General features: G+C 47.8%; 9 protein-coding genes. 5 read left to right on the forward strand and 4 right to left on the reverse strand.

Features of this window, described 5'->3' with window-relative positions; translation table 11 throughout:
* Positions 1–14: 14 nt before the first annotated feature.
* From K6T99_05060 to K6T99_05070, 3 genes are all read left to right on the forward strand, one after another.
* Entirely contained in the window at positions 15–797 is a 783-nt protein-coding gene (locus tag K6T99_05060; GenBank protein ID MCL6519178.1) for a YhfC family intramembrane metalloprotease, read from the forward strand.
* 80 nt (positions 798–877) lie between these two features.
* Complete coding sequence (locus K6T99_05065) at positions 878–1,384, forward strand: tetratricopeptide repeat protein (protein MCL6519179.1); 507 nt, start codon at positions 878–880, stop codon at positions 1,382–1,384.
* Between the two features lie 9 nt (positions 1,385–1,393).
* Positions 1,394–2,272 (forward strand): NAD(P)-dependent oxidoreductase, encoded by an 879-nt coding sequence (locus K6T99_05070; GenBank protein ID MCL6519180.1) that lies wholly within the window; start codon positions 1,394–1,396, stop codon positions 2,270–2,272.
* A gap of 14 nt (positions 2,273–2,286) precedes the next feature.
* Here the strand turns inward: K6T99_05070 and K6T99_05075 are convergent, their stop codons facing one another.
* The 3 genes from K6T99_05075 to K6T99_05085 form a co-directional block, all read right to left on the reverse strand.
* Positions 2,287–4,881, reverse strand: coding sequence for a TIGR03790 family protein (locus tag K6T99_05075; protein MCL6519181.1), 2,595 nt, complete (start codon positions 4,879–4,881; stop codon positions 2,287–2,289).
* Between the two features lie 240 nt (positions 4,882–5,121).
* Positions 5,122–5,682: a PEP-CTERM sorting domain-containing protein gene (locus K6T99_05080; GenBank protein MCL6519182.1), complete on the reverse strand. Its 561-nt coding sequence runs from the start codon at positions 5,680–5,682 to the stop codon at positions 5,122–5,124.
* 56 nt (positions 5,683–5,738) lie between these two features.
* A complete protein-coding gene (locus tag K6T99_05085) occupies positions 5,739–6,344 on the reverse strand; it encodes a hypothetical protein (GenBank protein ID MCL6519183.1) in 606 nt (201 codons plus the stop codon).
* Positions 6,345–7,952: 1,608 nt separating this feature from the next.
* Here K6T99_05085 and K6T99_05090 point away from each other — a divergent pair.
* Together K6T99_05090 and queG are read left to right on the forward strand one after the other, a co-directional pair.
* The gene (locus K6T99_05090; protein MCL6519184.1) at positions 7,953–9,179 is read left to right on the forward strand and encodes an alpha-ketoacid dehydrogenase subunit beta; all 1,227 of its coding nucleotides are present in this window, start codon (positions 7,953–7,955) and stop codon (positions 9,177–9,179) included.
* 109 nt (positions 9,180–9,288) lie between these two features.
* On the forward strand, positions 9,289–10,506 hold the full coding sequence (gene queG / locus K6T99_05095) for a tRNA epoxyqueuosine(34) reductase QueG (protein MCL6519185.1): 1,218 nt from the start codon (positions 9,289–9,291) through the stop codon (positions 10,504–10,506).
* A 46-nt stretch (positions 10,507–10,552) separates the two neighbouring features.
* Here the strand turns inward: queG and K6T99_05100 are convergent, their stop codons facing one another.
* Complete coding sequence (locus K6T99_05100; protein MCL6519186.1) at positions 10,553–12,412, reverse strand: Na+:solute symporter; 1,860 nt, start codon at positions 12,410–12,412, stop codon at positions 10,553–10,555.
* Positions 12,413–12,416 lie beyond the last annotated feature (4 nt).

A 12,416-nucleotide genomic window follows, 5' to 3' on the forward strand; every position in this document is an offset into this window, starting at 1 on the left:
GCCCTAATGATATAATGCTCATAGCTGACGTGCCAGTAAACGCTGGCTACATGGATATTCTCCACATGAGCTCTTATACCTATTTTTACTATGGGCTAGCAATCTGTATTGTTATTGGGGTCCCAATCACATCGGCTCTCTGGATGCACCGGAAACTTCATGCCCCATTGAAATACCTCGCCTATGGGATTCTAACGTTCATTATCTCCCAAGTCTTACGCCTCCCCACGCTTGAAATAATTAGAAGGGCCACCGGTGAACAACATGAGTCTGCCACAATTCTTTGGTTGGCATCTCTTGCACTCACCGCAGGCTTTTTCGAAGAGGTAGCGCGATATATTGGCTTTTTATTTCTTTTTCGTGGCGAGCGCAATCCTCAGAATGCGGTAATGTACGGGCTAGGACACGGTGGGTTCGAAACATCACTCGTCGCCCTTCAGATGCTTTCGGTATTACGGATGCTTTCCGCCTATGAAAGATTAGACATTTCAGCTGTTCATCTCAACGCTCAGACCCTTGACGTTATTGAATTTGCTAAAACCGGATGGCTTCCCATGGCAGGCGCTTTCGAGCGCATTGCGACACTTCCCGTTCATGTTGCTCTCTCGCTGGTAGTTCTGCAGGCTTTTTCAAGGCAAGACAGGTCCTGGCTGGTTCTTGCAATAGGCATCCATGCTGGAATCAACTTTTTTGCCATATTTGCATCAAGACACCTGGGTCTCTTCTGGACTGAAATTCTCATTGGTCTCTTTGCAATCGGAGCGATACTTTCGGTACGAAAGTTAATAAACGATTGACATATGGACGCAAACGCAGTAGAGTTGAGTTAGCAAGAGAAAGTTCAGGCAGGATGCCATCATGAGCGGAGGGATTCACCGTGTCCGACCAAAACCAACTGAAGCAGGGTCTGGAGCTTCTGAAAGCTGGAAAAATAGATGAAGCAATCGGTCAACTCGAGCTAGCTTGTGAAATGGATCCGAGCGATTACAGAGCGTTCAACTATCTAGGAATTGCTTACGCACAGAAGAAGCTTTTCAACAGAGCCATAGGAGCATTCAACAAGACAATACAAATTCGCCCGGATATCCCCAGCGTCCACTACAACCTTGGGCTCGCATACGACGCCGACGGCCTTCCCGAAAAGGCACGCGAGGAATTCGAAAAGGCACTTGAGCTAGACCCGAACTACGAGAAAGCCAGGGAAGCCCTTAAACACGTAATGAAGGAAGAGGAAGAGCTAGACCAAGGGCAAGCTTGTGCTAGGCACACCGATGAGCCAGCCGTTGGACATTGTTCTTTTTGCCACCTGCCTGTATGTAATGAATGCAAGACTATTATTGATGGAAAAATCTTCTGCAAGTTCTGCGCAGAAAAGCTTCGGTAGGTGAAAAAAATGGACGTAGGTTTCATTGGCCTCGGAACCATGGGGCGGCCCATGGTGCGAAATCTGCTGAAAAGTGGATTTAGGGTTAACATATATGGGCGGCGAAAGCCAATTATGGATGAGCTTGCAGCAGAAGGAGCAGTACCCGCAGGTTCACCAGCAGAGGTCGCCCGTCGCTCGGGAGTCGTTATCACCATGCTCCCCGATTCTCCTGATGTAAAGTTGGTCGTAACTGGTCCCTCGGGTGTATTAGAAGGTGCGCGGCCTGAATCGGTGATAATTGATATGAGCACAATCTCCCCAGCAGTTGCCAAAGAAATTGCCAAGGAAGCTGCTGAGAAGGGAATCTATTTCCTCGATGCTCCAGTTAGCGGAGGAGAGCCTGGCGCAATTGCCGCCAGCCTTTCAATAATGGTCGGCGGCGACAAAGCGGCATTCGACAAGTGCCTCCCCATTTTTCAGGCTCTTGGAAAAAACATAACATACATGGGAGAAAGCGGAACTGGGCAGATGACGAAGCTCTGCAACCAGATTATCTGCGCACTGAACATCCTAGCGGTATGCGAAGGTCTCATGCTGGGTGAGAAAGCTGGGCTAAACATGGAAAAGCTTCTATCGGTTGTTTCAGCTGGAGCAGCGAACAGTTGGATGTTATCCAACCTTGCCCCAAAAATGCTTGCGGAAGACTACGAACCTGGATTCAAAGTCATTCTCCAGCAAAAAGACCTCCGGCTCGCACTTGGAGCAGCCGAGGAGATGAAGCTACCTCTACCAGGAACAAGCCTCGTTCATCAACTATTCCGAGCAGTCGAAGCCGCAGGCATGGGCGAAAAAGGTACGCAAGCTCTTATTATTGCACTAAAGAAACTTGCGGCATCGCACGCATAAAATAAGAATATCGCTTAACTTGGCTCAAATGGGATTATTAACGCAAGATTGGGATGATAGGTCTTAATCCAATAGCCACGCCAGGGCTCAAGTATGCAAATATTGCCAAAGCCAATATCTACTGCTCCATACTCTGAGTGGACGTTGTCCCAGAAATAAAGGCATGGTTCAATCCAACCATAGTCTGCTGCCGTCTCAACTGAAATAACGCTTTTGCCGTTAGAAACTAAACAGCTGTTCACATCAACAATATAGTTAAATGGATGCCCAATCATATGGTAACCGGTATTCGGCAAACCAATCCAAAAATCTGCTCTTGGCTCATAATTCCCCAAACCTTCAAATACAATGGTATGATTCTGCGACGATAAAAGGCACAAACCCAAACCCAATCGAATTACGGGAAAGGTATACGACTGATAACTATCATAAATAACGAATGATTTGGTAAAATTATCCCAGTGTGCTAGCAACCCGTCTATTGGTATTCCTGCAAATACCTGCTCAGGCTTAGATGTCGCAGAAATTGCCGGAATGGAAATCAGATTGGCCCCTGGTATGACAGTGCCTTTTGGCGATGTGTAGACCTCCAAAGGTATATCACAAACAATATCACTTGCGAATCTCGGGCGAATCTGAGGTTTTAGCTGCCCGGCTTCCAAAGCAAGCGTGCAAACACCTGTTACTGTAACATAGCTACCAACAGGCGGTTCAGGAATCGGGTTCCTCAGATTGGAAAGCGAAACGGTCAACTCGCTGGGTAATTTAGGCAAAGTCCCATCTGATATATTGAACCACTCAGTTCCAACTTGAGTCACCTTGCCCCAAGTCTTGACTAGAAGACCCGCGTTTGAGAGTCCTTGCAATAAATCTTCATATAATGAACCCATCCCACTACCGCGATTTCCAACGTACAAGTTGGGCGTCCCCAATGGAGGCGGAGCATTGTTGCTCCCACGACTTTCGAAAACATACGCATGTATAAGTTTCTGACCACCAACGACCTGAACTTCGCCTGTTAGGGTTGCTAGCGAGCCTGTAAGTGCTTCACAATTACCATTGACCTGTATTCCAGCAGAACGGTCGCTTTCACATATCCATATGCAGTCAGTGAAAGCATCGCTCCCTGCGATAACAGGCTTGTTGCTAAGTCGGACTAACCTGCCCTCCTGAAGCGAAGAGATGTCCCCAATAGTGGGGACATCTAAGACAGTATTAACCACTTGAACATTCAGCTTTGCCATGCCTTGTGTATATACGCTTGAATTCTCGTAAGCTATTGCCTCGATGACATGTGTGCCATCAGCAACCGCAGTAGTATCCCACATATACTGGTAAGGTGGAGATGTTTGGGTGGCAACTAGATTGTCATCTATATAGAATTCAACTTTGGCAATGCCAGAGGCATCACTTGCTTCGACAGCAATTGCGACCAAACCATGCGCCACTTTTTCAGGGTTGGGGCTAGTTATGCTCACACTTGGCGGAGTTGCGTAAGGCGCCATAAGCGGGTCACCAGACACCACAGATTTCCAATAAATACAAGGTGTTGCCGCTAAAAAGCTCTCCGCCACATTATAGCCCTGAAGGTATCTATCGAACAAAATTGTGGGATATGTCGCTACAGTAACGAACGGCTCGGAGACAAAACCATTAACGGCTGATGCTCCTTGGGCAATTAAATCAACTATTAGCGATTGAGTACCCGGTGTCCACGGGTCGGTAAATGTCCTTCCACTGCTAGAAACTACTGTGTCAGCAATGGACCCAGGCGCAAAATAATTCGAAGTATATAAGGAATAGCTAAAACTCGCCTCTGCGCTTCCCCAACCAAAGTAACCCATTACACCCTGCTGGCCGCCGACAAACTCATTCATTCTTGAATCAAAAGTCACGTCATCATAGTAGGTCTGCCATCCAGCACTAAACAAAGCATGGTTTGCTGCCCGGATGCGATCGTTAACAAGCATGTATTGAGCATATCCACTACTCGCACCGTCCAGAATGAAGAGGCCGTTATTAGGCTGGGCTGCTAAAGAGTCATCAATCATTCGGCGAATATCAGCCTCCGTACGAGCATCAAGACGGGTTACGGCGTAGAAATGCTTACCATTGAAATCAAGTTTGTGAGTGAAGTACTGAACAGGAGCTGGCGGATTAGCAGTTGGACCATAAGGGTTTTGTATCACGTCCTTAATACTTGGTTCTCCAACACAAGTCAGGATGCTGTTAACCGAGAGCGGGCCGCTGAAGGCAACATCATCGTAATGAGCCCCAAGAGGAATTCCTTTGGTTAGAACAATGTAATCAATGCGGTCGTGTAACCCTGGAGTGTTGTTTATGTAGTCGCGTATAGGCGCAACGATATTGTTCTCACAATCCGACTTGCTAGTATATTCGGATGTTGAGCACCGAATGTGACAAACATTCTTTGCAGGGATACCGCGTCTCTGCTGATAATATGCGGCTATCGACTGTGAGATGGGGCTATTGTCATTTACGACGAGAAGAACGTTTTTTGGTCCCCCACCGCCAATGCAAATGCTGGGCAAACAAATACTCGCCAAAGCTGCAAGCAGTACACCAATAAGCGGCCTATTTCTAAACATTGCTGGTCAACTCGCGGAAACATTTTTGTGTTAAAGTAATTGAAAAACACAAGGGCATCTGCTTAAAACACTTCTCAAATGTCGCACTCACACAAGTTTGTTTCTCCCTAAAGCGCAAAAACGTCTGTCCTTCTGCCTTTTAAAATCGCCCGCCAGCACGAAGGACAGACGTCTCAAATCGCTTTCTTCCTTACCAAGACCAACTGATTCACGAATTAAAAACTCGTGTTACTGGTTTTTCTATTTTCTCCTTCTAAGGATTGGGAGCAACCCGCCAGTGAGACCAAACAACGCCAGCATCGAGCTCGGCTCCGGAATCAACATAGCTGGGCCGGGCACGTATACAGTCCATTCCGTGCCGGGGGCCATTCCGTCCATCGTCACTGCAATTCCCTCGGTAAGGTAGCTATTGGGAACTATTAAGTGGAAGTAGCCCTCCCAAGCAGTGTGGTCTGGAATGACATCCTCCAAGCTATTCGCCGTCCAAATTGCATTGTCTTTTCTCGGCACCCACTGTCGCGTTTGAATCCAGAAATTCCAAGTAACCTCCGGATGGTTCACAGGCCCAGAACCAACCCATGGCTTGTAAATGCCTGTGTTTGGCACCTCCGCACGGACTATCAGCTGGCCGAATGGTATCGTTTGGTTTTCATAGCATGTGACCTTGTAGACATACTCGTAAGTTTGCGGGTCAAAGCTTACAAACTCACAGCTGGGTGGAACAAATTCCTGAGCCCAAGCACCCCCGAAGCAAATTCCTGCAAGTGCGAGCATTGCAGCTAGCCGAAGGACCATTTTCATACTCCAACTCACCTCCTCAGCCCCTTAGAAGTATTTTAAAATTGCAAAGGGCCTGTTTATTTTCTACGCCCGCGCATGATGATAACGGGTATGCCCCCCACAAACATACCCGCTAATATTGCCAAACTTGACGGCTCGGGTATCATGCCAGGAACCATTAGGCTTGTTTCATTGCGGCTTTCCAGCAAACCACCGCCCATAGTTCCAATAATTCCCGGGACAGGTCGAGTGTTTGGTACGGTGAGGTAAAAGTAACCAACAAGTGGAGCATCAAGATATTGACCTGGCGGAACTGGGTCGCCCATTCCAGAATACCAAATGTAAAGAGAAACATCCCCAGAGCCAGGATTCCAATAAGTTAGCCGGTTACTCCACCCCCAGCTTTCACCATCAACAATTATCCCTGACATTGAATAGGCAAAGTTTAAGGGAGTATAAGCTCTAACCTCAAAATGGTCAAAAGAGTAGATCGAATCAGGCACGTTCCATTGGGTTACTTTGTAGGTATACGTCCACGTGTTCGGGTTAAAACCCAAATACTGGACTGTCGGGAAAGTAACAGCAAGTGCACCTGAGCTGGTGACGAAGGCAAGAAGCGCAATCACAACCACGAAGCGGAAAAATTTATACACGCTCTTGCTCACCTCCTTTTCGAAGGGCATCAAACCCTCCGGTGCCCCGGGCTAGGAATCGGAATCGCCGGCTGTACGAACAAAGATTTTCTTCAAACCAGAAAATGGTTTTGAAGGAGAATAGAGGTAATCAAGAGGTATGCTGGGAAACCATCAGCCTCTTTTTCTCCTGTCCCTTACACTGCAAAATTATTTTGCTTCCTAGGGGCTCGCCACATGCCATATTATTTTGCAGCGGCTGTGGGTCACCGCTCCCCGGAAACTATGTTGGTCGGTAAGTTTTCTACCGATACCAACATGTGCAGTATAAACCCAATTGCCAAGGTTGTCAAGGTGATTTTTCTGATATTTTTAAAAACAGGTAATTTTACCAGTTATTTAACGTCTTAGCCCAGTAGTTTTCACACCAAAGTATTTAAAACAAAGCATTAATGACATAGTTTGCCCTAATTTCCAAAAAAACATTCTACAGAGCCATCGAAAAGGTAATTAAGTCAGTGGATTCGTGGTTGTGTTGACGAACACGGGCGTAGAGTTTAAAATAAGTTTGGCCTGCCAAGAAAGCTTATAGGTGGGAATATATGAAACAGTTTATTAGTGTCTTCTGAAATAAAAAGGAGCTCTACGATGGCAAAGACTGAAAAAGAAACCCCGGTTATAGAAACAAATCTTGGACTGCCTCGTGAACAGCTTGCCGATTTCCTTCGGCAGATGTATGAGATACGATTTTTCGAAGAGAAAGTCGCCGAATTGCTCAAGATGGGAATCATCAAAGGGGCCTCGCACTTATACGCTGGCGAGGAAGCCGTGGCAGTAGGTGCAATTTCCGCAATTACAGAAAACGATGTCATTGCCAGCACTCACCGCGGCCATGGCCACTGTGGCGCCATTGGCGTGAAACATGCACACACAGAAGCCGAACGCCAAGAGCATTGGAATAAAATGATGGCTGAGCTTATGGGCAAAGCCGCGGGATACTGCAAGGGCCGTGGGGGTTCCATGCACATTGCCGACGTCGCGAAGGGAAATCTTGGGTCCACGGGCATAGTTGGCGGTAATATTCCAATTGGCACCGGTGCAGCGCTTGCAGAAAAACTAAAGGGAACAAAAAACGTCGTACTGTGCTTCTTTGGTGATGGCGCAAGCAACACGGGCGCTTTCCACGAATCGCTAAACATGGGGGCATCACTTCTTGGTGGGCTGCCGGTGGTTTATATATGTGAAAACAATCTTTATGGCATGTCGGTTGCCTTTCATAAAAAATCGGTAGAGGATGCGGGACGGGCATCGAAGATTGAGAATGTCGCTGACCGAGCTTCAGCCTACGGCATACCAGGTTACATAGTAAATGGCATGGATGTCTTGGCAGTCCGAGATGTTGTTCTTCGCGCTGTTGAGCGTGCGCGCCAAGGTGAGGGCCCAACGCTAATAGAAGCCAAAACATATCGCTGGTTTGGCCACTCAATCTCAGACCAGCGCATCTACCGCACAAAGGAAGAGGAAGCAGAATGGAAGAGCAAATGCCCAATTGAGAACTTCCGCATCAGGCTACAAAAAGAAGCTGGCTTCACCGAAGAAGAGTTAAATAAGATACGCGATACGGCATTTGAAACCATCGAGAAAGCAACCGAGTTCGCTATGAACAGCCCCTACCCTGACGTTAGCGAACTCTATGACGACGTTTACGTCCCGCTTGACATCGAGCGGTGGGAGGCAGAAAAAGCTCGTGAAAAACCGCTTTCGGAGAAAATAAAGGCTATCGAGGCTGAAATCCGCGCCTTCACCCGCCAGCAGTCTGGCGGTGTCCCAAAAGCAGCTTTACCCAAATTGAACAAAGAGGCTGTCGCTCAATTCGAAGAGAAATACGGCATTCCAATCATAACATATGGCCAAGCAATCGTTGATGCCCAACGCGAAGAAATGAAGCGGGACGAACGCGTTTTTATCATGGGCGAAGATGTTGGGCTTTATGGCGGTGCATACGCGGCCACTCGAGGCTTATATGCAGAGTTTGGCCCAAAGCGAGTTATTGATACGGCAATCTCAGAAGCGGCAATTGCAGGAGCGGCGGCAGCAGCGGCGATGCGTGGAATGCGGCCAATCGCTGAAATAATGTACATTGACTTCGCTACGATTGCCTCTGACCAGATAGTGCACAATATGGCTTACAACCGCTATATGTTCGGCGGGAAAACCAAAGTGCCGTGTGTACTTCGCACCGAAGGAGGAGTAGGCCGATGTATTGCAGCCCACCATTCCGAGAGCTTGGAAGCCTGGTTTGTGCATATTCCTGGTCTATATGTCGTAATGCCATCCACGCCTTACGACGCAAAGGGGTTGCTAAAAGCATCCATCCGCGATGACAACCCGGTTATTTTCATTGAGCACAAGGTACTCTACAGCGGCGTGATGGGCCCCGTGCCTTCGGAAGATTACATCATTCCGCTTGGAGTTGCGGATATTAAGCGAGAGGGAACGGATGCAACAGTTGTGGCATACTCCCGAATGCTACACTTCGCCCTTGACGCAGCTTGCGAACTGGAAAAAGAAGGAATAAGCATCGAGGTGGTTGATCCTCGGACACTCAAACCACTAGATGTAGAGACAATTGCAAACTCAGTACGCAAAACCGGTCGGTTGATTACTGTATCAGAGGGTTATCCAGCATGCGGCGTTGGCGAAACTATTGTGCGCCAGGTAAGTGAATTCAGATTCGCTGATGGCACTCTCTGCTTTGACTATCTCGATGCGCCGCCAGTCGTCCTCGCTGGCAAGGATGTGCCAATCCCAATGAGCGAGCCTTTGGAGGATGCAGTCGTCCCAAGTAGAGATGATATTGTTCGCGCAGTGAAGTCAATCGTGTAGATAAAACACAAAGGGTCCCTTTCATTTGGCGTACGGGTTTAAAAACTAGCCATCAAAGAATATAGAGTGGAGGGGAGCCTTATTCGCTGGAGGACTGACGTCTGATTAAATGCACAATTCACCGGCGCACCTCAGCTCCGCAATCAAGTCTTATGCCCTCGAACTTGGCTTTCACGCAGTGGGAATCACCAGTGCGGAGCCATTTGACGAAGCTGAGCACGCCCTCATCGAGCGCTTTGAACGAGGATTTCTTAACGGAACTAGCTTTAACCCCGAAACAATAAGGTTATACACTCACCCGCGCGAGTCGTTCCCAATGGCCCAGTCAATTATCTCAGTCGCTCTCTCCTATCTAACTAGCGAAACCGAACGCCAGTCTCTGCGTACTGACGTACCTCGCGGGTTTATCGCAAGGTTCGCCCGAGGACGCGACTATCATCTTGTTCTGCAAGAAAGACTAGCATTACTCGCAAAGGTGATAAAAAGCAAAGTACAAACCTCGGTTCAAATTTACTCAATTGTGGATACGGGTCCGCTCCTGGACCGTTCGGTCGCAATTCGAGCGGGTATTGGCTCGCGTGGAAAAAATACGTGCGTCTATGTTGGAGAATACAAATCATGGGTTGTGCTTGGCGAGCTTGTCACAAATCTTGAGCTAATGCCAGACAAACCTGGCTTGCTTGATATTTGCGGAGAATGTGATGCATGTATGAAAGCATGTCCTACAAATGCAATACGCGCTCCGTTTAAAGTGGATGTGCGAATTTGCCTCTCATATATCACGCAAATGAAGGGATTTATTCCGTTTCCTCTTCGCGAGAAACTCGGTAATAGAATATATGGATGCGATACTTGCCAAACCGCTTGCCCATTAAATAAAAATGCAAAAATAGTAAATGTTGTCGATTTCCAAACGCCGCCGTCCTCATCCAAGACCTCTTCAGTCGCTCTGGCGCACGAGGAAAGAGATACTTCCGAGTCTTATCTAGCATCCTCAGGATTTGGCGCCCACCCAGAGCTGATTCCTCTGCTGAACATTTCACCTGCGGAGTTTAAGAGACAGATTGGTCCAACAACAGTAGGGTGGATTGGGCGTACGCGATTCCGTCGTAACATAGCAGTAGCACTTGGAAACATTGGTGACGAAGCGGCAGTTCCCAGCCTCATCGAAGCCCTCTCAGACCCTAAGCCAGTGATACGAGCTCACGCCGCCTGGGCACTTGGCAAAATTGGCACTTTGCCTGCAAAGAACGCTCTTGAATCTGCGCTATACCGGGAAACCGATGCAATGGTCTCGACTGAGATTCGTTCCGCCTTAGACTATTAAATAAAAACCTCTAATCAGGTTAATAAATCAGAAATTAAGGGCATCGCTAAGCAAACTTTTCTTCGGAAAGCCGGCGCGATAGAAGGAAACCACCAATGACCGACACGGCAAGGAGCGCCAGCCCAACACTCCAGGGACCCAGAATCAACCGGCCGATGCCAAATAACGCGCTATACACTGACACTATGCCAATTATGTAGCTCACAAGGTTTTTCTTTATACTCCCAATCGGATAAGGTGCATCATTTTCCATGAGCTTCCTGATTCGATTCCAACCTGGCCCGGGGGGACGCACTCGTTTATAGAATTCTATTAAAGTTGCATCATCAACTGGTTTAGTGAGAAACGTAACAAGCAACCAGACAATCGTGCAAACTGGCACCAGCACGAGTAGGGTAGTCGGGAACACCATCGTATGAAGGAACTTGAGCGTTGAGCCAAGCCATTGTGGCATAGAAGCCAGCTTCTCGACCGTGAGATATTTTGCGGCGAACCATGGGCTGGCAAAGATTTTAAGAATGATGGCGGTTACAAAGGATGTCGCAAGTGCCGAAAGTTCAGACCAAGCATTCACGCGCCACCAATACCAGCGGAGAATATAAACGACACCAATTCCGGCGACGATTTGAGTGAGCAACTCCCATCCGCTGACGATTGACTGCATCAGGAAGGTAACGATAGCGCCAAACAATGCAATAATCACAGTTGCAACCACAGATGCCAAAACATAATGTTTCTCTTGTTTATTCCTCGCGATGAACCGCTTGTAGAAATCATTAATCAAATACGAGGCACCCCAGTTCATCTGGGTATCAACGGTTGACATATACGCTGCAAAAAACGCAGCTAATGCTAGTCCTAAAATTCCAACTGGCAGAACGTTCACCATAACCTTAATATAGCCTTGTTCAGGGTCAGGTACTAGAGCGCCTGTCGCATCAGGCCGGCATGGGAACATTACGGCGGCCACCAGACCAACGACAATCCATGGCCAAGGGCGAAGGCAGAAATGCGCTATGTTATACCACAAATACCCTAGCATTGCATGTTTCTCATTCTTTGCAGAAATCAAACGCTGAGCGGCATACCCACCGCCGTCGGTATTTCCACTTGTCCACCATTGAAGGCCAACATAGATTAAGAAGAAACCAATGGGCATCATCGCACCTTCAACTGTGGTTGGTATGATAGACGTCATCGAATTGGCTTGTGAATGACCATATATTTCACCAATTTTTTGGAGAACAACATCCATTCCGCCAATCCGTATAACAGCTAGCACAGCTATTAGCACGGACGTAAACATTGCCAGGATAAACTGCATGAAATCGGTAAGCATGACGCCTGTGATTCCTGCAAGGGCTGTATAGACAAGCGTTAAAAAGAAGCAAAAAGTTACTGCCCAGAACTTTGTTTCGGGCGTATCGGGTAACCCTAGCGTAACAGTAATAATTTTCGCCATCGCTAGATTAACCCAGCCCATGATTATACAGTTGTATGGCAAGCCAAAATATAAAGCACGGAAACCGCGGAGTACAGCCGCTGATTTGCCACTATAGCGAAGCTCGGCAAGCTCTGTGTCCGTCAAGACATTCGCTCTCCGCCAAAACCGCGAAAAGAAAAAGACGGCAAACATGCCCATCAGTGCACCATTCCACCAATACCAATTGCCTGCTATTCCGCGCCGAACGACAAGGCCGCTCACTGCGAGTGGGGTATCTGCAGCAAAGGTAGTGGCGACGATTGATGTGCCAAGTATCCACCACGGTGCGTCCTGCCCCGACGCGAAATATTCCTTAATAGATTCTTTGGCTTTTCTCGAATGATAAAGCCCCAGTCCAATGGCGAATGCAATATATCCAACAATGAAAATCCAATCTATGACATGAAGATGACCAGTAACCACAAAG

The organism is Armatimonadota bacterium, assembly GCA_023511795.1.
In the GTDB taxonomy this organism is placed as follows: domain Bacteria; phylum Armatimonadota; class UBA5829; order DTJY01; family DTJY01; genus JAIMAU01.

Bases quoted from the DNA above. Each gene is read 5' to 3' on its own strand.
- K6T99_05060 (MCL6519178.1), top strand. From the start codon at position 15: ATGCTCATAGCTGACGTGCCAGTAAACGCTGGCTACATGGATATTCTC.
- K6T99_05070 (MCL6519180.1), top strand. From the start codon at position 1,394: ATGGACGTAGGTTTCATTGGCCTCGGAACCATGGGGCGGCCCATGGTG.
- K6T99_05075 (MCL6519181.1), bottom strand. From the start codon at position 4,881: ATGTTTAGAAATAGGCCGCTTATTGGTGTACTGCTTGCAGCTTTGGCG.
- K6T99_05080 (MCL6519182.1), bottom strand. From the start codon at position 5,682: ATGAAAATGGTCCTTCGGCTAGCTGCAATGCTCGCACTTGCAGGAATT.
- K6T99_05085 (MCL6519183.1), bottom strand. From the start codon at position 6,344: ATGCCCTTCGAAAAGGAGGTGAGCAAGAGCGTGTATAAATTTTTCCGC.
- K6T99_05090 (MCL6519184.1), top strand. From the start codon at position 7,953: ATGAACAGCCCCTACCCTGACGTTAGCGAACTCTATGACGACGTTTAC.
- queG (MCL6519185.1), top strand. From the start codon at position 9,289: ATGCACAATTCACCGGCGCACCTCAGCTCCGCAATCAAGTCTTATGCC.